The organism is Salana multivorans, from assembly GCF_003751805.1.
GTDB lineage: Bacteria > Actinomycetota > Actinomycetes > Actinomycetales > Beutenbergiaceae > Salana > Salana multivorans.
In genome coordinates this window covers 326,861-352,789 of the sequence record NZ_RKHQ01000002.1, presented here as the reverse complement: position 1 = coordinate 352,789, position 25,929 = coordinate 326,861, and the positions used below count along the sequence as shown (strand labels likewise).

Below are 25,929 nucleotides of genomic sequence, written 5' to 3'. Positions count from 1 at the left end.
GTCGCTTCCCTCCGCCTCCCCCGAGCGTCCCGCCGACCCGATCGCGCACGTCGTGTTCTACGCGCCGTGCATCCCCGGCAACTCCGGCGCGGCGATCCGGCTCGCCGCGCTGACGGGCGCGATGCTCCATCTCGTCGAGCCGCTCGGGTTCGACATGGACGAGGCCAAGCTGCGCCGCGCCGGGCTGGACTACCACGACCTCGCGCACGTCGCCGTCCAGCCCGACCTCGACGCCGCGCTCGACGCCGCCCGCACCCACGCCCCGTCCTCCCGCGTCCTCGCGTTCACCGGGAGCGGCGACGTGACGCTCGACGACGTCGACCTCGCGCTCGGCGACGTGCTCCTGTTCGGCCCCGAGCCGACGGGGCTGCCCGAGGAGGTGCTCGCCGACCCCCGGGTCGACGCGCGCGTGCGGATCCCCATGCGCCCGGGCCTGCGCTCGCTCAACCTCGCGAACGCCGCGACGATCGCGGTGTACGAGCTGTGGCGCCGGCACGGGTACGTCGGCGGGGTGTGAGACCGACGTGACGCTGCCCGCCAGCCTCCCCGAGAGCCTGCGCCACCTCGCGCTCGCGCCCGACGGGCGCGCCTGGCTGACCCGGCTGCCCGACCTCGTCGCGCGCGCGACGGAACGCTGGGACCTCGACCTCGCGGCGCCGTTCACCGGCGGGTCGGCGGGGTGGACGTGCCTGGCGCGCCACCGTGACGGCGACACGCGCTGGCCGCTCGTGCTCAAGATCTCGTTCCCGCACGAGGAGGCGGCGCACGAGGCCGACGCGCTCCTGCACTGGCAGGGGCACGGGGCCCCGCGGCTCGTCGACCACGACCCCGACGACTGGGCCCTCCTCATGCGCGCGCTCGCTCCCGGCACGCCGCTGTCGGCCTCGTCGATGACGACGGAGCGCGCGCTGCGCGCCGGTGCCCGCGTCATCGCCGAGCTGCACGCTGCGCCCGTCCCGGCCGAGGGCGAGTTCCCGACGCTCGAGGCGACCATCGCCTGGTGGGGCGACCTCCTGCACCGACGCGCGGAGCAGCACACGTGGGCCCCGACCGACGCAGAGCTCGTCGCGGAGTGGGACCGGGTGGCCGAGGAGCTGACCGCCACCCCGCACCGACGCGTGCTGCTGCACGGCGACGCGAACCCGGGCAACGTCCTCGCCTCCGAGGAGGAGGGCCGGCTGCGCTGGTGCGCCATCGACCCGAAGGCCCTGGTCGGGGACGCGGCGTTCGACCCCTGGCCGCTGCTCGAGCAGGTCGAGCCCGACCCGTTCGACGCCGCCGACCCGGCCGCCGAGCTGCTCGAGCGCGCGTCGCTCGTCGCGCCGCTGCTGGGCACGACGGCGCGGGCGATCGCCGGCTGGTCGTTCGTCCGGCGTCTGGAGAGCACGCTGTGGCTGACCGACCTCGTGCCGCGGGACGCGCGCACCGCCTCGTCGGCGGAGTGGCTCGACCTCGCCCGTCAGTGGGGCGAGACCCGGGTGTGGCACGAGGCCTACCGGCGCGTCTGACGGGCGAGTTCCGCGCGCACCGGTGCCAATGTCGGTCGCTCGGGTTAGGTTCGTCCCGTGCCAACACCACGTGCAGCCCGACCTCGACGCGACCCCCAGTGGAGCGCGGCGGTCCGCCGACGCGCCTCGATCTCCGAGAAGCCCATGGCCATCGCACCCCCGAGACCGACGGACGGCACGCCGGACTGGCTCCGCACCGCCGGCGGCTACTCGTGGCGGTTCCTCGTCGTGCTCCTGGCCGTCGTCGTGGTCGTCTACGGCGCGCTGCAGGTCAAGATCGTCCTCATCGCGGTCTTCCTCGCCCTCGTCGTGACGTCGGTGCTCGAGAAGCTCGTCGCGTGGCTCGAGAAGGTGATGCCGCGCTGGCTCGCCACCGTGCTCTCGCTCATCCTGTCCTTCGCGGTGTTCGGCGGGCTGCTCACGTACGTCGTGTACTCGGTGTCGCAGCAGGCCCGCGGGCTGGCGACGCAGTTCAACGACGGCATCACGCAGATCCTCGACTGGCTCGAGCACGGCCCGCTGCCGTTCACGGTGACGAGCGACGACATCAAGGACTGGATCGCCGAGGGGCAGCGCTGGCTGATCTCGCACTCGGGTGACATCGCCGGCACGGTCTTCGCCAACGTCGGCGGCGTGTTCGAGGTCTTCACCATCATGGCGCTGAGCTTCTTCACGACGATCTTCTTCCTGGCATCGGGGCAGAAGATGTGGATCTGGTTCCTCGACCAGATCCCCTCCCGGTCCCGCCTGCGGATGCACTCGGCGGCCGCCGCCGGCTGGTACACGTTCTCCGGGTACGCGCGCGGCACCGTCATCATCGCGCTCATCGACGGGATCCTCGCCTACGTCCTCCTGACGATCGTCGGCGTCCCGCTCGCCGCCCCCCTGGCCGTGCTCGTCTTCATCGGTGCGTTCATCCCCCTCGTCGGTGCCCCGGCCGCCATGATCATCGCGGCCGTGGTGGCGCTCGCCGCGAACGGGCTGGTGCCGGCGCTCATCGTGACCATCGGCATCGCCGGGATCGGTCAGCTCGAGGGGCACGTGCTGCAGCCGCTCATCATGGGCCGGCAGGTGTCGCTGCACCCCGTCGTCGTGGCGCTCGGCGTCACGGCCGGCACGTTCCTCGGCGGGCTGCTGGGCGCCGTCGTCGCCATCCCGATCCTCGCCGTGACGTGGGCCGTCTACTCGCGGCTGCGCACCGTCGACCCGCCGATGACGGCGCCGCTGCCCACCGTCAAGGAGATCGTCGAGCCGGAGCTGGCCCAGGCGGCGACGCAGCGCGCCGCGATCAACGCCGAGCGTCGGCTCAACCTGCTCGCCGCACGCAAGGAGCGTCGCGAGGCCGAGGCCAGGAGAAAGGTCGAGGAGGCCGAGCGCAAGGCCGAGGAGATCGAGCGGAAGTCCGACCCGACCCCCGAGGACGTCCGGGACGCCGAGGACTCCTGAGCCGCGAGCGCTCGGGGAACCGTTCGTCCGCTCCTCCACGTCGCGCGGCTCACTGGAAGTCGCGCGAGGTGGTGGCGACGTGGAGCGGCAGGTGCCGCATCCCGTCGGCGAGCAGGTTGACGACGCCGTCGGTGCGCTCGATCATCCCGCGCACCACCAGCCCGCGGCTGCGCAGCGCCACGTTCCGGTGCATGGCCCACAGGCCCGCCGAGCACACGACGTTGAGCATCCCCGTCTCGTCCTCCAGCGACAGGAACGTCACGCCCTGCGCCGTCCCGGGTCGCTGACGATGCGTCACGACCCCGCCGACCCGCACCCGGATGCCGTCGTCGATCGTGACGAGCTGGCTCACCGGCAGGACCCCGGACGCCGCGAGCGCCGCGCGGTGGAAGTGCATCGGGTGGTGGTCGGGCGAGAGGCCGCTGGCCCAGACGTCGGCCGCCGCCGTCTCGATCGGCCCCATCTCCGGCAGCGTCGGCGCCTGTGCGCCCACCCCGGTCCCGACGAGCACGTCCTGGACCCAGATCCCCTGCGACGTCCCGTGCGAGCGGCCCGCCTCCCCCGCCACGGCACCCGCCGTCCACAGCGCCTGCCGCCGGCTCCCGCCGAAGCAGCGCAGCGCTCCCGCGGTCGCGAGCGCCTCGAGCTGCGCCCGGCTGAGTCGTGCCCGCCGCGCGAGGTCGGCCGCGTCGGCGAACGGCGCCGTCTCGCGCGCCGTCACGATCCGCTCCGCGGCCTTCTCCCCCACGCCACGGATCGCCGCGAGCCCCAGCCGGATCGCGAGTGCCCGCCGCGCAGTGGCCGGGGCCGCCGGCGCGGCCGCGTCGTCGCCGTCCCCGTAGGCCCCGGCGTCCGCGCGCGGCGACGCGGCCGCACCCGCCCCCGCGTCGGCCGCATCCTCGTCGTCGTCATCGTCCACGTCCTCGGGGTGCGCCCAGGGCCGCTCGACCCCGGCCACGCCCTCGGCCACTCGCCCCTCGATCCGCGCGCGGTCCTCGAGCCAGGTCTCCTCGGCGAACGTCGGGCGCGGACGCAGGCCGCGCTCCCCAGCTCCCGACCCGATCACCTCGACGTGCGCCTGCACGCGCGAGCGGTCGACGCAGGCGCGCCGCACCACGAGCCCGTGCCGCCGGGCGTCCGCGACGAGCGACGCCGGCGAGTAGAACCCCATCGGCTGCGCCCCGAGCAGCCCGGCGAAGAACGCCTCCGGGTGATAGCACTTGAGGTAGGAGGAGGCGTAGACGAGGTAGGCGAAGGAGAACGCGTGCGACTCGGGGAACCCGAAGTCCGCGAACGCCACGAGCTTGTCGTAGATCGTCTCGGCCACGTCGTCGGGGATGCCCTTCCTCGTCATGCCCCGCAGCAGCCGTGCGCGCAGGGCCTCCATCCGGTCGCGTGACCGCTTGGACCCCATCGCGCGGCGCAGCAGGTCGGCCTCCGACGCCGAGAAGTCGGCGGCGTCGATCGCGATCTGCATGAGCTGCTCCTGGAAGAGCGGGACTCCGAACGTCTTCTCCAGCGCTGGCTTGAGCAGGGGGTGCGGGTACAGCTCGTCGTCCGGGATCTTTCCCCGGTGGTTCCGGCGCCGGATGTACGGGTGCACCGAGTTCCCCTGGATCGGGCCGGGACGGATGAGCGCGACCTCGACGACGATGTCGTAGAACCTCTCTGGCTTGAGCCGCGGCAGCGTCGCGATCTGCGCGCGCGACTCCACCTGGAACACCCCCACCGTGTCGGCCGCCTGCAGCAGCTCGTAGACGCGCGGGTCCTCCTGCGGCAGCGAGTGCAGCGCGAGCCGGATCCCCTCGCTCTCGGCGACGTGCTCGAACGCCAGCCGCAGGGCCGTGAGCATCCCGAGGCCGAGCAGGTCGAACTTGACGAGGCCCGCGTCGGCGCACGACTCCTTGTCCCACTGCAGGACGGTGCGCTCCGGCATCGTCGCCCACTCCACGGGGCACACCTCGATGACGGGCCGGTTGCACATGACCATCCCGCCCGAGTGGATCCCGAGGTGGCGCGGCAGCCGCAGCATGCGCTCGGCCATGTCGACGACGTGGGTCGGGATGTCCGCCACCTGGTCGGCCGCCGGTGGCAGGTGGCGGGGCGGGGCGGGGTCGTGGCGGTCGACGCCCCGCTGAGTGCCGCGCTCGGCGGCTCGCCTGGCGGCCCGCGCGGCCCGCTGGGCGCGCAGCTCGGCCTCCCGCTCGGCGCTCGGCGGGCCGTCCTCGCCCGACGGCCCCGGCTCGGGGTCCTCGTCCGGGTCCCGCAGCTCCTCGGCGCTGCCCTGCCACCACGGCCGCGTCGGGGACTCGCCGCGCAGGCCGGCCCAGCGCTCCAGACCCTTGGACCAGGCGTCGCGCTGACCGAGGTCGTAGCCGAAGGCGTGGGCGGCGTCCCGCACGGCGGAGCGCGGACGGTAGGAGATGACGTTGGCGACCTGTGCGGCGTACTCGCGGCCGTAGGTGTCGTAGACGAACTGGATGACCTCCTCGCGGCGGCTCGACTCGATGTCGAGGTCGATGTCGGGCGGACCGGTGCGGCCGTCGGAGAGGAAGCGCTCGAACAGGAGCTTGTGCTCGACCGCGTCGACGGCCGTGATGCCGAGCGCATAGCAGACGGCCGAGTTGGCCGCGCTCCCCCGGCCCTGGCAGAGGATCCCGTTCCGCCGGCAGAAGTCGATGATCCGCGTGATCACGAGGAAGTACCCCGGGAACTCCAGCCGGACGATGAGCTCGAGCTCGCGCTCCAGCGTCGGGTAGGCCTCGGCCGAGCGCGGGGCCGAGCGCGGCCCGTACTTCTCCAGCGCCCCCGCCATCGTGAGCTCGCGGAGCCACGTCGCCTCGGTGTGCCCGTCCGGCACGGGGTGGGGCGGCAGGCCCGGGGCCACGAGGTCGAGATCGAACGCGCACTCCCGACCCAGGCGGGAGGCCGCGGCCACCGCCTCGGGGTGGCGGTGGTGGCGCGCCAGCATCTCCTTCCCCGACACGAGGTGCCGCGACACGGCCGGCAGCCACGGGTCGATCTCCTCCAGGCTGGCCCTGGCCCGGACGGCGGCGAGGACGTCGACGAGGTCAGCGTCGCGCGGCGTCGCGGCATGGACGTTCCCCGTCGCGACCGCCGGCACGCCGGCCTCGCGGGCCAGCTCGGCGAGCACGTCGCAGCGCTCGACGTCGTAGGCGTAGCCCAGGTTCGTGAGCTCGACGGCGAGCCCCTCGCGCCCGAACAGGTCCGTCATGCGTCCCAGCACGGCGCGGGCGGCTGGGACGTCGAAGACGGGGGCTCGCCCCGTCCCCGCACCCGGCTCGAGCGCGCGGCGCAGCGGGCCCTTGCGACCGCCGGTCAGGACGAGCCAGTGCCCGTCCGGGCCGCCGCCCTGCTCCGCGAGCACCTCGAGCGGGTCCAGCCCGACGCCGCGGCCGTAGTCGCGCTCGCCCTTGCGACCGGTGACCAGGTGGGCCGTCGCGATGGCGCGCGAGAGCCGCGCGTACCCCTCCTTGCCGCGGGCGAGCACGGGGAGGTGGGTCGCGTCGGGGTCCATCTCGCCGGTCCGGGGGGTGCGCGCGTCGAGGCTCAGCTCGGCGCCGACGACGACGGGCAGCCCCACCGCCTTGGCCGCCCGCCAGAAGGCGACGACGCCCGGGAGGCCGTCGTGGTCCGTGAGAGCGAGCGCGTCCAGGCCGAGCCGCGCCGCCTCGTCCACGAGCTCCCCCGGCTCGCTGGCGCCGTCGAGGAAGCTGAAGGCCGAGTGGGCGTGCAGCTCGGCGTAGGGGACGTACGGCATCAGTCCACCACCCCCTCGACCCACCAGGCGTCGTCGCGGCGCAGGAGCAGCACGACGCCGCTGCTCGCCGGGCCGGCGTCGCCCTCTCCCCCCGGCTCGCCCCCGACCGCCACCTGCACCTGCAACCAGCTCCCCCGGACCCCGCCCGGGGTCCACCAGTGCTGCGTCATCGGCCACGGCCCGGCCCACGCGAGCACACGGTGCCGCCCGGGCACGAGCCAGGCCAGCCCCTCCCCGCGCGGGACGATCAGCTCGGCCGGGGCACCGTCCGTCGTCGACATCAGCCCCCGGTCGTCGACGACGACGGCCTCGCCGCCCGCGTCGAGCAGGTGGACGGCCGGCGGCGTGATGGGCAGGACGGTGGGCAGCGGCGGCGGGACGGCCCCCGGCCACGGGGCGTCGGCGGGGCGGCGGGGCGTGGCGTCGTCCCCCCAGGCCACGAGCCGGACGCGGTCGCGCGGCGCGCGCCCGCCCTCGGGGACGGGCACGAGCACGCGGTCGGGGCCGATCATGCCCTGGACGCGGGTCGCGGCGCGGGCGGCCTGGACCTCGCCGCGGGCGCGACGCCCCCACAGCCCCTCCTGCGCCGCTCCGGCCGGGGAGACCTCCTGCGCCACCAGCTCCAGGTGACGCAGCGGCGCGGCCGGCGGACGGCCGCTGCGTCCCGACAGCCACCCCTCGAGCTGCCAGCGGACGCGGTCGGTCAGCTCCCCCGCGGTCAGCGCCCCCTCGATGCGCCAGGTGCGGACGAGCTCGGCCTCGGTGGTGGTGCGGGCGATCACGACGAGCCGCGCGCACACCGCGCCGCGGCGCAGGAGCCGGGTGTGCAGGTCCTCGGCGATGCGGCGCGCGACGAACGCGGCGGTGTCGATGCGGGCGGCGGGCGGGTCGAGCTCGGCGCCGACGGCGATGTCCGGGTCGGGGCGGTGCACGCTCGGGCGGCGCGCGTCGAGACCGCGGGCGAGGCGGTGGGCCTGGAGGCCGAGGTCGGCGAAGCGGGCGGCGACGTCGCTCGTGCGCAGGACGGCGACGTCCCCGAGCCGGCGCAGGCCGAGGCGGCGCAGGAGGTCGACGAGGTCGGCCCACGCGGCGCTCGCCTCCCGCGTCGTCGCGGCGTGCAGGAGGCTGCGGACGTCGCGGTCGGCGAGGAACTCGGCGGACGTCCCGGGCGGGACGACGATCCCCTCGCGCGCGGCGAGCACGGCCGCGAGGTAGCCCTCGGCCATCCCGACCTGGCACTCGACGCCCGCCTCGTCCGCGATGATCCCGACCAGGTCCTCGGCCACCTTCTCCTCGCCGCCGAGGTAGCGCGCGGGACCGGCCGCCGCGAACAGGATCATGCCGGGGCGGACCACCTCGACGTCCGCGACCACGTGCTCGACGGCCTGGACCACCGGCTCGAACGCGCGCACGTCCCGGGCGGTGTCGGCGGGGACGAGGACCAGCTCGGGGCAGAGCTGCTGGGCGGTGCGGCGGCGCATCCCGCGGCGCACGCCGGCGCGGCGCGCGGGGGCCGAGGCGGCGAGGACGGCCTGGGGGTCGTGGACGGCGACGGGCAGGTCCATCGGGATGCGCTGCTCGGTGCTCGCGGCGGCGACCGGCCAGTCCGGCACCCAGAGGATGCCGAGGCGCGGGGAGTCGGCGGCGGTGCGCGGGCCGGGTGCGGCGGGGGTGGCGGGCGCGGGGGTGGCGCTGGTGGCGCTCATCAGCCGGCCTCCAGCTCGATCGACGGCTGGGGGAGGCTCGACGGGCCTGCTGCCCGCGTTCCTTCCCCGGGGGCCGGCACCAGGCCGGCGGGCGTGAGGTCGACGCGGCCCCGTCGTCGTCGATCGCCGCCGCGACCGCTGACGTCGACGACGATGCCGGCCGACGTCAGGCGTCCCCGGTCGACGAGGCCGGCGCTGGACCGCTCGGCGGCGGCCACGTGCAGGGTGGCCTCGGGCCAGGGCGCGGAGCTGAGCAGGACAGCGCCGCGGTGGCGCACCCGCTGGGCGAGCGAGCGACGGTCACGGGCCGAGAGGGCAGCGCACTCGCCGATGACCACGACGTCGAACCCGTCGACCAGGGCACCGAGCACCGACCCGGCCGTCGGCCCGGGGTCGGGGACGAGGACGAGCCGGCCGGGGTCGATCCCGGCCGCGAGCGCTGCCGCGAGCCCGAGGTCGGGGCGGGCGACGACGACGGTCCACGCCTCCGCCCCCGCGAGCGCGGCCACGAGGTGGAGCAGGACCGCGGTCGAGCCCGTCGCCTCGATCGCGCTGCCCCGCCGGATGGCGCCGTACGGCAGGAGCGGGGCGAGCGCGGGGGGTGCGGGCAGCCACGCCCCGTCCCCGCCGAGCTCGACCCGGGAGACGACGGGGGCGGCGGTCGCGGGCTGCGCGTGGAGCGCGATGGGCTCCGGGGGTGCGGCGGCGGCGCGGGAGGCCAGGGGGGCCGGGGGTGCCGATGCCGGGGACGTCGAGGGGGCTGCAGTCTCCGATGCCGGGGACGTCATGCCGGCGCCGCGCGGGGGCTCGACGCTCGCCCAGTCGACGGGCCGCACCCCCGCCGCGGTCTCGGCCCGGCGGAGGGCGCTGCGGACGCGCTCGAGCCGCTCGACCCGGTCGTCGCCGCCGATCGCGACGTCGTCGGGGTCCGCAAGGACCGCGGTCGCCGTCATGCACCCTCACCCTCTCGCACATGTGTTCGATACGAGAGTTCTAGTACACGGGTACGACATCGACCTGTCAACGCGAGGTTCATCCGGAGGGTGAGGGTCGTCCCGCGCCGACGACTGCTCACGCGCGACCCCGACGCACGTCGATCCGCAGCACGTCGGACGGGCGCTCGACACGGTGCCACCCTGGCCGTCATGCCGACCTCATCGCAGCCTTTCGACCCGAGCACCAGACGCCCGCACCCGGCTCCCCCACCTGTCACACGCAGGTATGACTCGGTATGATCCAGGGATGAAGGTGGCGATCTCCCTCCCGCTCGACCTGCTCGAGCACTTCGACTCGGTGGCCGCACGCGCGGGCCTCAACCGCTCGGAGTTCTTCCGGGCCGCCGGGGTGAGGCTCGCCGCTGACCTCGAGGTCGGTGAGCTGACGCAGGCGATCGACGCCTACCTCGATCGCCGGAGCGAGGCCACCGCGGGCGCCGACGACGACCTCATCCAGGACGTCACCCGTCACTCCCGCGCTCGTCTCGCAGCGACCGAGGGCGAGGAGTGGTGATCGAACGAGGCGACGTGCACTGGGTCGACCTCGGTCCCGCGACGGACGGTGACCACCGCCCCGCCAAGCGCCGGCCCGTCCTGGTCATCCAGTCCGACGCCTACAACGCCTCTCGTCTGGCCACCGTCATCGTGGCGGTCCTCACCTCGAGGGTCGATGCGGCCGACCTCCCGGGGAACACCCTCCTCCGCGCGGACGCGACCGGACTGCCGCGCGACAGCGTCGTCAACGTCACGTCCCTCGCGACCCTCAACCGCTACGACCTAGAGCTGCCGCCCGTCGGGCGCGTGCCCGGCGATCTCATGCGCACCGTCGACGCGGGAATCGCCCAGGTCCTCGGACTGACGCTGATGCGCTAGGCGGGGTCAGTCAGCCTGCGTCTCTGGTCTCCACCCGTCCGCCCCGTCCGCCCCGCGCGGATCGACTCGCCGCCACCGCCGCGACCCGGAGCGTTCACGCAGGTCAGAGCCTTCCGTCACACACGGAGCCGCCCGGAGGTGTGCTCCGTCCGCGGAGAGCGGACACCCTCGGCGTAGCGTGGCCTGATGGACTCGACGGAGACGACCGACACCGCCGGCGACACCCCCGGCACGCTTCCCGGCCTCGACCTCGACGGCGTCGGACGCATGCTCGTCGTCGTCGCCCACCCCGACGATGCCGAGTACGGGATCTCCTGCGCCGTCGCGGCCTGGACCCAGGCCGGCATCGACGTCACCTATCTCCTCCTCACCCGCGGCGAGGCCGGCATCCGCGACCTGCCGCCCGAGACGTGCGGGCCCCTGCGCACCGGGGAGCAGATCGACGGGTGCGCGGCCGTCGGCGTGACGGACGTGCGCTTCCTCGACCTCCCGGACGGTGTCGTCGTGGCCGATGTGGCGCTGCGCCGCGAGATCGCCCGGACGATCCGGCAGGTGCGACCGGACGTCGTCGTCGTGAGCGCGTGGGAGCTGGTGGTGCCGTGGGGACTCAACCACGCCGACCACCGCGCCTGCGGCATCGCGACCGTCGACGCGATCCGCGACGCCGACAACCCGTGGGTCCACCCGGAGCTCGCGGCGGCCGGGCTGGAGCCGTGGAAGGCCGGCCGGCTCCTCGTCGCCGGCGGCGCGGAGCCGACGGCCGGCGTCGACGTCACCGGTCGTCCGCTCGAGCGCGGGATCGCCTCGCTCGAGGCGCACCGGGCCTACCTCGCCGCGCTGCCCTGGCACCCGGCGCCCCGGGACATGCTCACCGAGATGACGACGGCGGGTGGGCGGGCGCTCGGCGCTCGGAACGCCGTGCTGTTCACCGAGTGGGCGATGTAGGCGACGGGCCTGCCCTCATCGAGCACCGGCTACCGGGACGGACCGATGAGTCCCGGGCCGCCAGGCGGTCCTCCTCTGCAGGCATCACCACCCACGACCTCGGGAGCACGCATGGGCCTCATCCAGATCGAGCTGTTCACCACCCTCGACCTCGTCGCGCAGGCACCCGGCGGCCCCGAGGAGGACCCGGTCGGGTTCCCGTTCGGCGGCTGGCAGGCCCCGCTGCTCGACGACCTGTCCGGCGAGTGGGTCGCCGCGGCGTACGAGGGGTGCGACGCCCTCCTGCTCGGCCGGCGCACCTACGAGATCTTCGCCGCGTACTGGCCCCAGCAGCGCAGCGGGCCGGACGGCGGCTTCTCCACGCTGTTCAACGGCATCCCGAAGTACGTCGCCTCCCGGGGGCGGGTCGACCTGTCGTGGGCGGGGTCGACCCAGCTCGGCCCCGACCTCGCCGCCGAGGTGCGCGAGCTCCGGGAGCGGCACGAGAACGTCCGCGTGGTCGGGAGCCTCAACCTGGTGCAGTCGCTCCTGCGGGAGCGGCTCTTCGACCGGCTCGACCTGTGGGTGCACCCGATCATCCTCGGCACGGGCAAGAAGGTGTTCGACGGCGGCGCCGTCCCGGCCAGCGTGACCCTGCTCCAGCCCCCGCTGGCGAGCGAGAAGGGCACGGTGTTCCTGCGCTACGCCCTCGCCGACACCGTCCCCGGCACCGGCGACATGACGACCATGGGCAGCCAGTAGAGGGAGCGCGGCTCGTCCTGACGCACGCGGGACGAGCTTCCTCGGCTACGGTGTTCGGGTCATCAGCGGCATCCGACGGACTTCGCTCCTGACCACCCCGCGAGCGGCCCGACCACCGGATCGCGACAGCCGGTGGTCCGGCCCGACATGTCCCCCGCCGCGCACTCTTGCGCGCGCCCAGGGGGAACCCCGTCGTGGTCTCGACCTATCGATTGTCGGCACGTTCACTGCTGGAGACGGCGGCGGTCGACCTGCAGTTCACGGCACTGCGCCACCACCTGCTCTACCAGGGGACCGCCGTGAGCCACGGTGAGGCCGCCTCGTGGCGGGGCTCGCTCCCCGTCCTTGCCCGCGACCTCGCCGACGCCGGGCTCGGCCGCGTCGAGGTGCTGCTCGAGCACAGGCTGCCGCTCAGCAGCAAGCGGACGGATGTCGTCCTCGCCGGCGTGCACCCGCGGACCAGCCGGCCCTCCTACCTCGTCGTCGAGCTCAAGCAGTGGTCGCGCGTCACACCCTGGCCGGACTCGACCACGCTGTTCGACGTCGACGGCGCCCGCTACCGACCCTCCCTCCACCCGAGCCTCCAGGTCCGTCACTACGCGGACTACCTGCGCGACTTCACGCTGGCGCTCGGGCCCGCACGGGCGTCGCTGAGCGGCGTCGCCTACCTTCACAACGCGAGCGACGACGGCGTCGCCCCGCTCCTCGCGTCTCCCGAGGGGATCGAGGCCGCGCCGCTCTACACGGGAGCGCGGCGCGGTCGATGGCTGGAGTTCCTCGCCGAGCACTTCGCGGACGAGTCGGGGGCCGACGCCGCCGACCTCCTCCTGACCTCCAAGATCGGCCCGAGCAAGCAGCTTCTGGCGCACGCGGCAGCCGAGATCCGCGACCGGGAGCAGTTCCAGCTCCTCGACGAGCAGGAGATCGCCTACCGGATGGTCGTCGAGGCGGTCCGACGTGGACGGGGTGCCAGCACCAAGACCGCCGTCATCGTCACGGGAGGTCCGGGCTCGGGCAAGAGCGTCATTGCGCTCTCCCTCCTCGGACAGCTGTGGCGCGAGGGACGCAGCGCGCTCCACGCGACGGGGTCGCGCTCGTTCACCCAGACGCTGCGCAAGGTCGCCGGCCACCGCTCGCGCGAGACGCAGCAGCTGTTCCGGTACTTCAACCAGTTCATGGACGCGATCCCGAACGACCTGGACGTGCTCGTCCTCGACGAGGCGCATCGCATCCGGGAGACCTCCGTCGACCGCTACACCCGCAAGGAGATCCGGGACCGGGCCCGGCCCCAGATCGACGAGCTGCTGGCGGCCTCCCGCGTCCCCGTCTTCCTCCTCGACGAGCACCAGGTGGTCCGTCCCGGCGAGAGCGGGACGGTCGACCTCATCCGGAAGCGGGCCGCGGCGCTCGGGATCGAGGTCGAGCACGTCGACCTCAACGGGCAGTTCCGCGCCGGCGGGTCGCAGGTGTACGTCGAGTGGGTCCTCGGCCTGCTCGGGCTCGAGATCGTCCCCGGCGTCGGCGAGGTGGTGCACGGCGAGGACGACACCGGTGGCGCCGCCCTCCCGGCGACATGGCGGGGCGACGACCGCTACGGTCTGGCCGTCGCCGACTCCCCCCACCAGCTCGAGGCCTTCCTCCGCGACCGTCTGGCGGACGGCGACTCGGCTCGGATCACCGCCGGCTACTGCTGGCCGTGGTCCGACCCGACCCCGTCCGGCGGCCTGGTCCCGGACGTGCGGATCGGCGAGTGGTCGCGACCGTGGAACGTCAAGGCCGACCGGAGCGTCGGCGACGCCCCGCCGTCGCACCTGTGGGCGACGGAGCCGGGCGGGTTCGAGCAGGTCGGCTGCGTCTACACGGCCCAGGGGTTCGAGTACGACTGGAACGGCCTCATCCTCGGACCCGACCTCGTGTGGCGGACGGACCACTGGGTCGCCCAGCGCGAGGAGTCGAGGGATCCCGCCTTCCGTGGTCGCAACGCCGTCGACGCCGCGACCTTCGACCGGCTCATCCGGAACATCTACAAGGTGCTGCTCACGCGCGGCATGAAGGGGACGGTCCTCTACTCCACGGACCCGGAGACCCAGGAGATGCTCCGCGCGGTGGCCCCGTCGCTCGGGTGACCGAGCCCGTCCCCCAGCGAAGACTGCACGTTCGGGCCTGGCCGCGTGTCGTACCGGCGGAGTAGCGTGCGGCCCACCAGGGCCGACGGAGCCCCTGGACTCGCCGAGGGGGACCGCCCATGTACACGAGCACCACGCTGGCTTCGGCCGCCGCCCAGTGGCAGGCCGCCGCCGACCGCCTGCTGACCGAGGCCGAACGGGTCGGGCCGCTGGACCCGGGTCCGTTCGGGGAGCTGGGGGCGGACGCCGAACGCACGGCCGACGCCGAACGCATCGACGCCTCCGTCGAGGACGTGCTCGCCGGTGCGGAGAGCACGTGGCGCACCCTCGAGGCCGCCGCCGACGGCTCCCTCGAGGGGAGCTTCCAGGCCGCGTCGCTCCTGTCGACGACGCTCGCGCTCGCGGACAGCCTCCTGCTCGCCGACACGACGGACGAGGGGGCGTTCGCCGGCCTGAGCGTCGACGAGGGCCGGGCGGTGTCCTTCACCGAGACCCGGGCGATCGTCGCGGCCACCGCCTCCGTCGTCGCGACCCCCGACTCGCTCGCCAAGAACCTCGACGACATGCAGGCTGCGGGAGCGACCGAGTCCTTCGCCGTCCTGTCCGGGAGCGTCGGCAAACTGGCCGGCGGCGCCCTTGTCAGCGGCCTCGACGGCGTCCTCAAGGGTGCCGCCGCCGCGGCCTACGCCGCGCTGAAGGACCGGCTCAGCGGCTGGTGGGCGGCGCTCAAGCGCGGCGTCGTGCAGCTGACCGAGTGGGTCGTGGAGAAGGTGAAGTCACTGCTCCCGGAGGCGCTCGCCGAGAAGCTCGACGAGCTGGTCGAGACGATCCAGAAGAAGATCGACGAGGGCGTCGCCGACATCGCGACCGACCTCTACGGCCGGCTGCTCGGCCGCGGCGGCGTCGAGGCCGCGTGGCAGGAGGCCGCGGGATCGGGCGACCTCACCGAGGCGGAGGGCCGGCTGCCGACGACGGTGGCCGCCCACACCGCGCGCATCGGCTGGGTCACGACGGGCAGGAAGGTCGTCGAGAAGTACGACGCGCTCGTGTCGGCCGCCGTCGGGGTGGCGCCCGCCGCGGCGCAGCTCGGGTTCGCGGCGCTCGTCGCCGCCGTGCTCGGCTTCGTCGCCCTCCAGGTCTGGAGCGGGTTCCATGCCATCGAAGCCCTCGTCTGACCCGGACGAGGGGGAACCGGGGATCCGGGGTGACGACCCGGTCTTCCCCGACCTGGTCGCTCCCCTCACCATCGACCTCCTGGACGACGGTGAGCCCGTCGGCCGCTGCGCGCCGCCCGATCCACGGGCCCTCGAGCCCCTGCCCGGTCGGGTGCTCGTCGCATACGAGCCGAGCCTCGAGGCCGCGAACGACGTCGACGACGACGCGGACCAGCTCCTCGCGCGCCTCGGCCGGATCGGCCACGTCCGGTGGCTCTACCGCGGGCTCCGGCTCGCCGAGGTCGACCGTCCCCAGAGCCAGCCGGCACCCGGCAGGCACGGCAAGCCCGACCCGCCTCCCCCGCCCGTCCCGGGCGTCGTCGGCGTCGTCCCCGCCTGGGCGACGGTGGGCACCGCGCGGGGCATCGTCGTCGGCCTCGGCGCCGTGTGCGCGTTCGCGGAACGGCAGGCCGGCGACCCCGACGCCTTCTACCGGCACCACCCCGGGATCGGCTACCCGGTGATCCGGACGGACGGGGACCGTCCCGTCGTCGATCTCGACCCGTCGATCGACCTGCCGACCCCGCCCGCGCTCGTCCCCGTCGTCAACGTGAGCATCGGGACGACCCGCGTCCCCTACCCGACGGCGCCGAACGACATCGTCAACCTCGCGACGGCGGCCGCGAGCGCCCACGTCCTGGTCGTGATCGCCGCCGGGAACTGCGGCGCGGCAGCCGACGACGCCGCGACCGGCGACACGATGTCGGCGTGGGCCCGGCCGGACTGGGTGCTGAGCGTCGGCGCGACGCGGGACGAGGCCGGCACGGTCGTGGCGGACTACTCCAGCCGCGGTGGCCCGGGTCCCGACCTCGTGGCCTACGGCGCGTCGGCGCTCAACGAGGCGAAGGTGGGAACGTCGTTCGCGGCGCCGCGGGTCTCGGCGCTCGCCCGGCTCGTGGTCGCGGCGTTCTGCGAGCTGGGTCGTGAGCTCATGGCGGCGCGCGGTGAACCCGCGGTCGGCGTGCCGGCGGTCGGGTTCGCGATCATCGACTCCTTCACGGACGAGATCTGGGACTCCCCCGCGGCGGGCGCCGGCATCCAGGCGCTGCCCCTCGTCGGCGTCCGGCCGGACGTCGCCGCGACGATCGCGGCGACCACCGGTGCCTCGCTCCGAGTCCGGACGACACCGGCCATCATGCGGGAGGTGCTCCTCTCCGCCGCGCGGCCGGTGCCGGGGGCCGACGCGAGCTGCGCGGGTGCCGGGTTCGTCGACGAGCCGCTGGTGATCGAGCGGCTCGCGTCGCTGACGGTCGCCGACCTGTGGGCGTGGTTCGGTCACGGTCCCCGGCCCGACGACGAGCACCTCCTGGCGCTGCGCCCCTTCGACCCCGACGGGCTGGTCCATCTCGCGGGCGCCGTCCGGGTCACCGGCCCCACCCTCCGGCTCGACTATCGGACGGGACGCTGGGCCTCGCTTCCCGCGCCGGACGACCTCGTCGCAGCCAACCCGCGCGGGCTGCCGGTCGATCTCACGGGCATCCGCCTGTAGGGCGGAGCCGGGGCGGTCCCGCTCGAACGCACGCGGCTCGAACGCACGCGGCTTGACCGCGCGCGGCTTGAACGCACCCGGCGGGCCGACGACGATGGAGCGGCCACCACCGACGATGGGACCGCCATGCCGCACGACCTCTCCCCCGCCGACCTCGACCGGATCCGCACCTGGACCCCCATCGACGAGGATCTCGTCGGCGTCGCGGACGACGTCGCCCGGCTCTGCCGGGAGGTCCGCCTCGCGACGGGCGCCGCTGACCTCGCGCGCAGCCACCACTGGGCCGACGTCGAGGGTGTCGACGCCCACCTCGACCTGCCCTATCTCGACGACGACAGCGTGTTCCACCGGCTCGACCTCTTCCTCCCGCACGACGCGGTGCTGCGCGGCGGAACCACGCTGCCCGTCTACGTCGACATCCACGGCGGCGGCTTCACCTACGGCTCCAAGGAGCTGAACCGCAGCTTTTGCCAGCACCTCGCGGCCAAGGGCTTCGCGGTCTTCTCCCTCAACTACCGGCTCCTGCCGACGGTCACGTTCCTGGAGCAGCTCGAGGACGTCGCGGCCGCGTTCCGCTGGATCGCCGGCCACCTCGCGGACTACCCCGTGAGCCGCGAGGCCGTCTTCGTCACCGGTGACTCGGCCGGCGGCGCACTCGGCTTCTACGCCACGGCGCTGGCGTGCAACCCGGATGCCGCCCGCGCCGCCGGCATCCCCGACTGGGGACTGCGCCCGCGAGGGGCCGCCCTCGTCAGCGGTCTCTACGACCTCGCGCCGCTCCTCGACGGCTCGGCGGACGGCCCCGCCACCTTCCTCACCGCGCTCGCACCCGTGTTCTGGGACGAGCACTTCCGCTCGCTCGAGCCCCGCTTCCGTGACTACGCCGCGATGGTCGCCGAGCTCGACCTCCCACCGATCTACCTGTGCACGAGCAGCGACGACTTCCTGGAGGCCGACAGCCTCCTCCTCGGTGCCGCCCTCGCCCGCGCGGGCAAGCGGTTCGAGATCCAGGACTGGGCCCCGGCCCCCGGCGTGACGCTCGGCCACGTCTTCCCCGTGTGCGTCAGCTGGCTGGAGGAGAGCGACGCCGTGCTGAACCGCATCCGGGAGTTCTCCTACCGCCTCCTGTGAGCGACCGGGACGTGACACCCTGTGGGCCGCCGGCTCGGGCACGATGGGCCTCGATGTGCAGCAGCGCCGACGCAGCGACGGGAGCGATGACGAGGATGCAGGGGCCGACCACACCGCGGCGGCCGGGGCCACCGGGGTCGGACGCGTCGCGCCCCCGCTCGGAGCCGTCCTCGTCGCCACGGAGGCGGCCGTGAACCGGGAGGACCCGCAACGCGTCCGCACCGCCGCGGCCCGCGTCGTCGACTGGGTCGATCGCGCCGGCGTCGTCGCGCGGCACCGGGCGCGCGTCACCGCGGAGGCGGACGCGGCCTTCGTCGAGCTGCGGGCGCGGATCGTGGACGTCGCGATCGAGGACGAGGGCCGCTGGGCGGTCCTCCCCCTGCGCGACGCCGACGGTCACACTCTCGGCCGCCTCGCCCGGCAGGTCGCCCTTCCGCCCCTGCGCCCGGGCGAGGCCGCGGTGCTCGACCAGCTCACGACCGAGATCCCCCGGGTGCTGCGCGACGTGCGGTCGGGCTTCGGCCTGCGCCGCTTCTTCCGCGGCGCCAAGGCCCGCGAGGCGAGCGAGCGGGCCGCGCGGTTCCTGCTGGAGTACGAGGCCTGGGGCAGCTCGGCGGGCGTGGACGCCACCCTCGACCGTCTCGACGACACCGCGATCCCAGTCGGGCGCGTCCCCGTCGAGCACGCCCTCGCCCCGGGCGTCGGCCTGACCCGGCGACTGCCGGACTCCGCCGACGCACACCTGCTGGAGGGCACCCCCGTCGTCGTCGACCAACTCCCGCGCGCGACCGCGATCATCCTCGCCGCACTCGCGGAGGAGGAGCCGCTGCGGCGGAGCGCCCTCGACGCCGCGACCGCGCTGCGTGCGGCGGAGACCGACGTGGTCGTCGCCGGGATGCCGGTCGACCGGCTCCGGGACGCGACCCGCGAGCGCCTCCTCGTCCGGCCGCTCACGGATGCCGGCATCACGTCGGTGCACGACGTTCTGGTCAACGGCGAGCGGCTCGCGACCCTTCCGGGCCTCGGCCCGATGACGGCGCGGCGGATCGTCGGGGCGGCGGAGACCCTGCGCCACACGACGTTCGAGGAGACGACCATCCGGATCGACGCGGCGTCGCCGTCGCGGGGCACGCACGACCTCGTGCGCCGCCTTGCGGCGTGGGACAGCGGACGTCGGACGCGCAACCCCGGACGGGTCGTCGTGCGGACGCGGGCCCTCGCGCCGCTCGCCGTGGTGCTCACCGGCGACGTCACGCGGATCGTCGTCCTCGGGGACGACCCGGAGGGTCTGCTGGCCGCGGTCGCCGCCGTCGTCGAGCGCGCGCCCCAGATCGCGCGCACCGCCCCGCGTCCCGTCCCGGCCGACCCCTGGGCCGACTTCCTCGCGCGTCCCGCCGACTACCTCACGCTGCTGGAGGAGCTCGGCCTCGCGACGTCGAGCGAGGAGGCAGCGCAGGGCGGTCTGCCCGACGAGGTCGTGGCGGCCGTGCGCCGGTGCGAGCTGCGCACCGACCACCTCACGGTGTCGCTGCGCGGGTACCAGGGCTTCGCCGCGCGGTTCGCGCTGGTCCAGCGCAAGGTCGTCATCGGGGACGAGATGGGGCTCGGGAAGACCGTCGAGGCGCTCGCGGTCCTCGCGCACCTGTGGGCGCAGGGGGCGCGGCGGTTCCTCGTCGTGTGCCCCGCCGCCGTGGTGACGAACTGGGTGCGGGAGGTCGAGGCGAAGTCCTCCCTGCCCGCCCACCGGCTGCACGGCCAGGATCGCGACGAGGCGCTGCTGGCCTGGCGGCGCGACGGCGGCGTCGCGGTCACGACCTACGACATGCTCGGGTGGCTGGAACGGCAGGCCGAGGAGGAGGCGCCCGCCTGCGTCGTCGTCGACGAGGCGCACTACATCAAGAACCCGGCCGCGAAGCGGTCGCGGCGCAGCGCACGGCTGATCGAGCGTGCCGAGCGCGCGATCCTGCTCACCGGGACGCCGCTGGAGAACCGCGTCGGGGAGTTCCGGGAGCTGGTCGGGTACGTGCGGCCCGACCTCGTGGTCGACGGGAGCGACCTGCGCCCGCGCCTGTTCCGCCGACAGGTAGCTCCCGCCTACCTGCGACGCAGCCAGGAGGACGTGCTCGGCGAGCTGCCCGAGCTGGTCGAGGTCGAGGAGTGGATGCCGCTGTCCGACGCCGATGCCGCGGCGTACGGGGACGCGGTGCGGTCGGGCAACTTCCAGGCGATGCGGCAGGCGGCGATGCTGCAGGGCGAGGCGTCGGAGAAGGTGCAGCGACTCGTGGAGATCGTCGAGGAGGCCGAGGACAACGGGCGCAAGGTCCTCGTGTTCTCGAACTACCTCGACGTGCTCGACGCGGTGGCGCGGACGTTGCCCGGCTATGTCATCGGTCCGCTGACCGGGGCCGTGCCGGCCGCGCGACGCCAGGAGATGGTGGACGCGTTCACCGTCGCGGACGCCGGTGCCGCGCTCGTCGCGCAGATCGTGGCCGGCGGCGTCGGGCTGAACATCCAGGCGGCGTCGGTCGTGGTGATCTGCGAACCACAGCTCAAGCCGACCACGGAGTGGCAGGCGATCGCGCGGGCGAGGCGGATGGGGCAGCTCCGGTCCGTCCAGGTGCACCGGCTGCTGTCCGAGGAGGGCGTGGACGCGCGAGTGGTCGAGATCCTGGCTCGGAAGCGGGCGCTCTTCGCGGAGTTCGCGGCCGTCTCGGACACGGCGGAGGCGGCACCGGAGGCGTTCGACGTGTCCGATGCCGCGATCATGCGCGAGGTGGTCGAGGCGGAGCAGCTGCGGTTGGCCGGGAGCGGGGTGGTCGCCGTGTCGGCGACGGAGGACGCGGTGGACCCGATGAATGCAGCGGCCGCGGTGCAGGCCGACGACGCGAGGGTGGGCGACCACGGCGAGCGAGAATCCAACGCTGATACATCTGGACAGTGAGCGGGCGCCCTTGGACTAGAAACACGACCACCCTCGACTCGCAAAAGAGGCCGCCAGTACACGTTTTTGCCACTTCGAACAGCGAAACGGACATCGGATCACCACGTCACGGCCTTCCCGCCTACCTCTAGCAAACGAGATAATGCGGCAGCACAAGATCACTCTCTATGATATCCACCCGATCCGCCCTGGGAGTTTGGCACGGCAGAGCACCTATCTCTGCGATGCCAAGACTGGGAGGCAACGGTCAGTCAAGATCAGCCCGAGATACCGACCGGGCATGGTACAGTCCATCAGCACGCCTTAATAGGGACGTAGGAGCGGAGAGCGACACCCATGAGTACTGCCGATCTCGAACTAAAGGAAACGGCAAAGCGCGTACTCAAAGAACCGCTTCATCAACTTCCAGTCTTGGCCTCCGAACGAACCCTTGTAGACCAGGAGGAAGCCTTGGCGTTGGCCACGGAGCAGAGATTGGCCACCGCCATGCCGTGGGCAGTAGAAGTCATAGGAATGCCCAGAAAAACATATGGCACCCGCCCGCTCACTATCCTAGAACCTTGCGCTCGAACATACTACGAGGCCCTCGCCAAAGGCACTACGGCCTGGTTGGAGTCTCCATCTCGCGCCACCCCGTTCACAGAACACACTGCCTTCGGATCTGGACCAGTAAGTACCGAAGAACAGCGCATCGTAGACGCAGACATCGCAGCCTGCTACGAGTACATCTCCCACCCGACGCTCGCGGAAGAACTAGTCTTACAGGGCGCCCCTTATGAATTGGTAGAACTTCTCCATTCCTTCCTCAATGCAATCTCTCAACGTCAGGTCGGAATTCCACAGGCTCTCGAGGGAAGTCACCTACTAGCAGACGCCTATCTCGCACGCCTGGAGAGAGCGATCGCTCGTACAGGACGACCCGTCCATCGGTACGCCGATGACTTCCGGATTGTTTGTAGCAACTGGACAGATGCTCATCAAGCAATCGAACAACTCTCCACAGAGGCACGCTCTGTAGGCCTAGCCCTAGCCGAGGGGAAGGTGAACATACGGTCCGCCCGGCAGATTCGCGAGGACGAAAGGGCCAAAGAGGCTCTTTTTGACGACCACAAGGCTCGAGCGGCAGATACCCTTCGAACTATCGAATTCATCCAAACCGGGTATGATGATCTCGACCTCGAGGAGGTCGACGCTGGAGACGTTGAGGTCGACGCTCAGGCCCTTCGAACAATAATCGAAGAGTGGGTGGGGGAGAGCAAGGAAATCAGTTCTGTTCGCCCGCGCCTTGTGGCACTTGCGCTGCATATTCTCACCGCCGCCGAGAAGCGGCTCGAAGATGAGCTCCTGATTGGCGTTCTAGAACGCGACCCGATACGACTCCCCGCGGTCGCAAAGTATGTTTCTACACGTGAGGGCGAAGTGGCCGAGAACTGGAAGACCCTGTCGCGCCTGACAAAACTTGAGCGGCTCGGACCCTGGTCGAGAATATGGATACTATCGACAGCAGCAACACTTCCAAGACCAAAAGGAAGGCAGTCGAAGCCGTTGCTTGACTGGGCAGTCAGCCAACTCGAATCCCCACTCGAGACGGTGCGCGCCGAAGCCGCCGCACTTCTAGCCCTCCACCACCGCGTAAAAGTCGAAAAGATCGCCCAACTATACGTCCGCGCCAGTGGTGTTACTCGCCTAGCCCTCGCTGGCACCGTCGGAACACTGGACGGAGGTCACAGCTCATCAGTCGGACAGGCATTACGAGACGAATCTGCGCTCAACCGCATAGCTTATCGCTGGGGTGCCGAGAAGCCATGATAGGAGCGTCAGTAACGGCCGACACAGAGCTAGCGGTCCGGCGCCTTTCGCAAACGTTATCGACATCTTCTGGTGCTAGCGCCACGATCCTCAGTGTCGCCTCGATCGTCGAGTTGCGAATCGACGAGATGCTGATAGAGGCGACCAACAAATCGAAGGCTAAGGCAGATCCTCTGACTCACTTCTTGCTCTCGAAGCATGCTCGCGATATTTCGCGGACGTGGAGCGACCGACAACATGCGCTTTCTAGCGCTTTTGGAATAGACCTTCGAATCGATGACGTTGGGAGCAGGTTCGATGCTGTCATCTTCGCAAGGAACGCCTTGGCGCACGGGAGTGGCTCTCTGACCGATCAACAACTGAGAGAACAAGTGACCTTCATGCTGGCTAAAGAGCGAGATCTCAAACGCTACCTCGATATTTACCTTAAGGGAACTTCAATGGTGCTGGGCAGGGAAACCGCGCGTCTTTCGTACTGTGCGGGGCGCGACTACCTACTGACGGTCGACCTCGGCTTGAAGGACCTACTTCGAGCTTAATCGATTGATAGCGCGTCCGCCTGGCGGATACCCACCCGTCAAAGCCCCTCACCCTTCTCCAGCTCCACGTAGCCCGTCATCGGCACCCCAGGTTTGCGCGCGACCGGGATGAACCAAGGCCTCAACGCAGTGACCCGCCGCAACCCAGACAAGTAGGCCTGCCGCCCATGGCTCGTTCAAATGACCCGACGAACGGAATGCTCACCATCAACGCCACCGATCGCGCGCGATTCCCAACTGCGCCGCACCTGAGACGAGCCGACGGGCGCACACCCCTGCCCCCTACGATGGCGCTCGTGCCCGAGCCGCGACTGCAGGTCTCCGCCCGACTCGACCGCCTCCCGTTCACCCGCAAGCACGGCCGTGTCCTCTTCGGCTCGGGCTTGGGGTGGGCGCTGGACGCCATGGACGTCGGGCTCATCTCTTTCATCATCGCCGCGCTCGCGCAGCACTGGGGTCTCGACCGCGGTGAGACCGGGCTGATCGCATCGGTCGGCTTCGCCGGGATGGCGATCGGCGCGAGCGTCGGCGGCCTGCTCGCGGACCGGCTCGGCCGTCGTCAGGTGTTCGCCCTGACGCTGCTGGTGTTCGGCATCGCGACCGGTGCCAGCGCGCTCGTCGGCGGCATCGCCGCTCTGCTCGTGCTGCGGTTCCTCGCGGGTCTGGGGCTGGGGGCCGAGCTGCCCGTCGCCTCGACCTACGTGAGCGAGCTCGCCCCGGCCCGGATGCGCGGCCGCGTCATCGTCATCCTCGAGGCGTTCTGGGCGATCGGCTGGACCGTCAGCGCCCTCGTCGGCTACTTCGTGGTGCCCGTCGGCGAGAACGGCTGGCGCTGGGCCTTCGTCATCGGCGCGGTGCCGGCCCTCTACGCACTCACCGTCCGCTGGGGGCTGCCGGAGTCGCCGCGCTGGCTCGCCGGCCGCGGCCGGCTGGAGGAGGCGGACCGGATCGTCGCGTCCTTCGAGGCCGACGCCGAGCGTGCGCTCACCCGCGGCCCCCTCGCCTCCGCGCCGACTGCCGCGCCGCGGGACGCCGAGCCGACCGCGCCGACCGCCCCGTCCGAGCCGACCGGCGCACCCCTCGCCACGACGGCCCGCGACCGGCTCGCCGCGCTGTGGTCGACGGAGTTCCGCGGCCGCACGCTCTCGATCTGGCTCGTGTGGTTCTGCGTCAACTTCGCCTACTACGGGGCGTTCATCTGGATCCCGAGCATCCTCGTCGACGCCGGGTTCTCCCTCGTGCGCTCGTTCGGCTTCACGCTCATCATCACGCTCGCCCAGCTCCCCGGCTACGCGGTCGCCGCGTGGCTGATCGAGGTCTGGGGACGGCGAGCGACCCTGTCGGTGTTCCTCGTCGGCTCGGCCGGGTCGGCGGTCTTCTTCGGCATGGCGCAGAGCGAGGGGACGATCATCGCCGCCGGCATGCTCCTCTCGTTCTTCAACCTCGGCGCCTGGGGCGCGCTCTACGCCGTCACCCCCGAGCTGTACCCGACGTCGCTGCGCGGCACCGGCGCCGGCTGGGCGGCCGGCTTCGGGCGGATCGCCTCGATCCTCGCGCCGCTGCTCGTCCCCGTCATGCTGCGGGCCGGCGGCGCGGGGCTCGCCTTCTCCGTGTTCGCCGGGTTCTTCGTCGTCGCCGCGATCGCGACGTGGGGCCTCATCGACCGGAGCGGGGTCGCGCTCGACGAACGGTGAGCTCACCGAGCCCGACCAGGTCGTCCCCGGCGAGCCCGGGCCAGCCGTGCACCGCCGCGCGGTACTCCTCGGGAACGGACGAGGCGCCCCACCGCGCCCCGAGCAGCGCACCGGCGATCGCGGCGACCGTGTCCGTGTCGTCGCCGGCGTGGACCGCGGCGACCAGCGCGTCCCGCAGGTGGTCCCCGCCGAGCCCGCGTGCCTCGTCGTCGATCGTCGACGTGATGGCGGCCCAGGCCGCCTGCAGCGCCTTGACGCTGCCGCCGTTGCGCCCGAACGACGACGGCGCGGCACTCGTCGCCCGCTCGATCCAGTCGGTCCAGGCCGCGCGGCGCTCGGCGGGCAGGAGGTCGAGCCCGCCCACCAGGTCGAACCGACCCTCCAGCACGGCGACGCGGACGGCCTCGCACCACAGCACGCACGAGTCCCCCGCGACCGGGTCGGCATGGGTCAGCTCGCACACGGCGCGAGCCGCGCGAGCGGTGTGGTCGCGGTCGTCGAGCGAGGCGAGCGCGACGACGCCGGTTCGCATCAGCCCGCCGTTCCCGCCGCCGCGGCCGGTGCGCGCGAGGTAGCGGGAGGCGGCCTCCGCGAGCCGGGCACCCGAGCCCGGGCCCGGCTCCACCTCGCCCAGCACCGCGCGGGTCGAGACGCCGATGTCCGAGGCGCCGCGACGAGACCACTCGATGAACCGGTCCGCGATCGCCTCCAGCGTCCCCGGGCTCGTGAGGTCGGCACCGGTCGCGGCCACCTCGGCGATGCAGACGGCCATCTGCGTGTCGTCGGAGTACTCCCCCGGCGCGTACGGGCCCAGGCCGCCACCGATCATCCGCGGCTCACCGTCGAACGGCGGGGCGAACTCGTAGGGGACGCCGAGCGCGTCGCCGACCGCCGCGCCGAGCAGGACGCCGCCGGCCCGGTCGAGCTGCTCATTCATGGGTTCGACCTCTCCGTCACTAGTTATTGTCGTCACGACAAACTTACGAACCGG

At 72.7% G+C, this 25,929-nt stretch carries 18 protein-coding genes; 14 read left to right on the top strand and 4 right to left on the bottom strand.

Annotation, left to right across the window (positions count from 1 at the left end; genetic code table 11):
- Positions 1-40: 40 nt before the first annotated feature.
- The 3 genes from EDD28_RS13835 to EDD28_RS13825 all read left to right on the top strand — a co-directional run bounded on the left by EDD28_RS13835 (position 41) and on the right by EDD28_RS13825 (position 2,954).
- Positions 41-517, top strand: a complete 477-nt coding sequence (locus tag EDD28_RS13835) for a tRNA (cytidine(34)-2'-O)-methyltransferase (protein ID WP_123740917.1) — start codon at positions 41-43, stop codon at positions 515-517.
- Between the two features lie 7 nt (positions 518-524).
- Entirely contained in the window at positions 525-1,508 is a 984-nt protein-coding gene (locus EDD28_RS13830; RefSeq protein ID WP_123740364.1) for an aminoglycoside phosphotransferase family protein, read from the top strand.
- 144 nt (positions 1,509-1,652) lie between these two features.
- A complete protein-coding gene (locus EDD28_RS13825; protein ID WP_123740363.1) occupies positions 1,653-2,954 on the top strand; it encodes an AI-2E family transporter in 1,302 nt (433 codons plus the stop codon).
- A gap of 49 nt (positions 2,955-3,003) precedes the next feature.
- Here the strand turns inward: EDD28_RS13825 and dnaE are convergent, their stop codons facing one another.
- From dnaE to EDD28_RS13810, 3 genes are read right to left on the bottom strand one after another with little or no spacing between them, the layout of a single operon-like run.
- Complete coding sequence (gene dnaE, locus EDD28_RS13820) at positions 3,004-6,735, bottom strand: DNA polymerase III subunit alpha (RefSeq protein ID WP_123740362.1); 3,732 nt, start codon at positions 6,733-6,735, stop codon at positions 3,004-3,006.
- Positions 6,735-8,441, bottom strand: coding sequence for a DNA polymerase Y family protein (locus tag EDD28_RS13815; protein WP_123740361.1), 1,707 nt, complete (start codon positions 8,439-8,441; stop codon positions 6,735-6,737). The genes dnaE and EDD28_RS13815 overlap by 1 nt, the downstream gene beginning before the upstream one ends.
- Positions 8,441-9,394, bottom strand: a complete 954-nt coding sequence (locus EDD28_RS13810) for a hypothetical protein (RefSeq protein WP_123740360.1) — start codon at positions 9,392-9,394, stop codon at positions 8,441-8,443. The genes EDD28_RS13815 and EDD28_RS13810 overlap by 1 nt, the downstream gene beginning before the upstream one ends.
- Positions 9,395-9,683: 289 nt before the next feature.
- Here EDD28_RS13810 and EDD28_RS13805 point away from each other — a divergent pair, with 289 nt between their 5' ends.
- The 11 genes from EDD28_RS13805 (at position 9,684) to EDD28_RS13755 (ending at position 24,938) form a co-directional block, all read left to right on the top strand.
- Positions 9,684-9,950: a ribbon-helix-helix protein, CopG family gene (locus EDD28_RS13805; RefSeq protein WP_170169499.1), complete on the top strand. Its 267-nt coding sequence runs from the start codon at positions 9,684-9,686 to the stop codon at positions 9,948-9,950.
- Positions 9,947-10,309 carry a type II toxin-antitoxin system PemK/MazF family toxin gene (locus EDD28_RS13800; protein WP_281272572.1) on the top strand — a complete coding sequence of 121 codons (363 nt, stop codon included), beginning with the start codon at positions 9,947-9,949 and terminating at the stop codon, positions 10,307-10,309. The genes EDD28_RS13805 and EDD28_RS13800 overlap by 4 nt, the downstream gene beginning before the upstream one ends.
- 186 nt (positions 10,310-10,495) lie before the next feature.
- Positions 10,496-11,254, top strand: a complete 759-nt coding sequence (locus tag EDD28_RS13795; RefSeq protein ID WP_123740357.1) for a PIG-L deacetylase family protein — start codon at positions 10,496-10,498, stop codon at positions 11,252-11,254.
- 111 nt (positions 11,255-11,365) lie between these two features.
- A complete protein-coding gene (locus EDD28_RS13790; protein ID WP_123740356.1) occupies positions 11,366-11,995 on the top strand; it encodes a dihydrofolate reductase family protein in 630 nt (209 codons plus the stop codon).
- Positions 11,996-12,207: 212 nt separating this feature from the next.
- Positions 12,208-14,121: a DUF2075 domain-containing protein gene (locus EDD28_RS13785; RefSeq protein ID WP_211339232.1), complete on the top strand. Its 1,914-nt coding sequence runs from the start codon at positions 12,208-12,210 to the stop codon at positions 14,119-14,121.
- 119 nt (positions 14,122-14,240) lie between these two features.
- A complete protein-coding gene (locus EDD28_RS13780; protein ID WP_123740354.1) occupies positions 14,241-15,296 on the top strand; it encodes a hypothetical protein in 1,056 nt (351 codons plus the stop codon).
- Complete coding sequence (locus tag EDD28_RS13775; protein WP_123740353.1) at positions 15,274-16,824, top strand: S8/S53 family peptidase; 1,551 nt, start codon at positions 15,274-15,276, stop codon at positions 16,822-16,824. Before EDD28_RS13780 ends, EDD28_RS13775 begins: the two co-directional genes overlap by 23 nt.
- 126 nt (positions 16,825-16,950) lie before the next feature.
- Complete coding sequence (locus EDD28_RS13770; RefSeq protein WP_123740352.1) at positions 16,951-17,955, top strand: alpha/beta hydrolase; 1,005 nt, start codon at positions 16,951-16,953, stop codon at positions 17,953-17,955.
- Positions 17,956-18,145: 190 nt separating this feature from the next.
- On the top strand, positions 18,146-20,896 hold the full coding sequence (locus EDD28_RS13765; protein ID WP_123740916.1) for a DEAD/DEAH box helicase: 2,751 nt from the start codon (positions 18,146-18,148) through the stop codon (positions 20,894-20,896).
- Positions 20,897-21,232: 336 nt separating this feature from the next.
- Positions 21,233-22,705 (top strand): RNA-directed DNA polymerase, encoded by a 1,473-nt coding sequence (locus EDD28_RS13760; RefSeq protein ID WP_123740351.1) that lies wholly within the window; start codon positions 21,233-21,235, stop codon positions 22,703-22,705.
- Between the two features lie 826 nt (positions 22,706-23,531).
- Positions 23,532-24,938 carry an MFS transporter gene (locus EDD28_RS13755; RefSeq protein ID WP_123740350.1) on the top strand — a complete coding sequence of 469 codons (1,407 nt, stop codon included), beginning with the start codon at positions 23,532-23,534 and terminating at the stop codon, positions 24,936-24,938.
- Here EDD28_RS13755 and EDD28_RS13750 read toward each other — a convergent pair.
- Positions 24,901-25,875, bottom strand: coding sequence for an ADP-ribosylglycohydrolase family protein (locus tag EDD28_RS13750; protein WP_123740349.1), 975 nt, complete (start codon positions 25,873-25,875; stop codon positions 24,901-24,903). The genes EDD28_RS13755 and EDD28_RS13750 overlap by 38 nt on opposite strands.
- Between the last annotated feature and the right edge of the window lie 54 nt (positions 25,876-25,929).

Coding starts and splice junctions, on each gene's coding strand:
- EDD28_RS13750 (WP_123740349.1), bottom strand. CDS start 25,875: ATGAATGAGCAGCTCGACCGGGCCGGCGGCGTCCTGCTCGGCGCGGCG.
- EDD28_RS13755 (WP_123740350.1), top strand. CDS start 23,532: ATGGCGCTCGTGCCCGAGCCGCGACTGCAGGTCTCCGCCCGACTCGAC.
- EDD28_RS13775 (WP_123740353.1), top strand. CDS start 15,274: ATGCCATCGAAGCCCTCGTCTGACCCGGACGAGGGGGAACCGGGGATC.
- EDD28_RS13770 (WP_123740352.1), top strand. CDS start 16,951: ATGCCGCACGACCTCTCCCCCGCCGACCTCGACCGGATCCGCACCTGG.
- EDD28_RS13760 (WP_123740351.1), top strand. CDS start 21,233: ATGAGTACTGCCGATCTCGAACTAAAGGAAACGGCAAAGCGCGTACTC.
- EDD28_RS13825 (WP_123740363.1), top strand. CDS start 1,653: ATGGCCATCGCACCCCCGAGACCGACGGACGGCACGCCGGACTGGCTC.
- EDD28_RS13815 (WP_123740361.1), bottom strand. CDS start 8,441: ATGAGCGCCACCAGCGCCACCCCCGCGCCCGCCACCCCCGCCGCACCC.
- EDD28_RS13810 (WP_123740360.1), bottom strand. CDS start 9,394: ATGACGGCGACCGCGGTCCTTGCGGACCCCGACGACGTCGCGATCGGC.
- dnaE (WP_123740362.1), bottom strand. CDS start 6,735: ATGCCGTACGTCCCCTACGCCGAGCTGCACGCCCACTCGGCCTTCAGC.
- EDD28_RS13795 (WP_123740357.1), top strand. CDS start 10,496: ATGGACTCGACGGAGACGACCGACACCGCCGGCGACACCCCCGGCACG.
- EDD28_RS13790 (WP_123740356.1), top strand. CDS start 11,366: ATGGGCCTCATCCAGATCGAGCTGTTCACCACCCTCGACCTCGTCGCG.
- EDD28_RS13780 (WP_123740354.1), top strand. CDS start 14,241: ATGTACACGAGCACCACGCTGGCTTCGGCCGCCGCCCAGTGGCAGGCC.
- EDD28_RS13805 (WP_170169499.1), top strand. CDS start 9,684: ATGAAGGTGGCGATCTCCCTCCCGCTCGACCTGCTCGAGCACTTCGAC.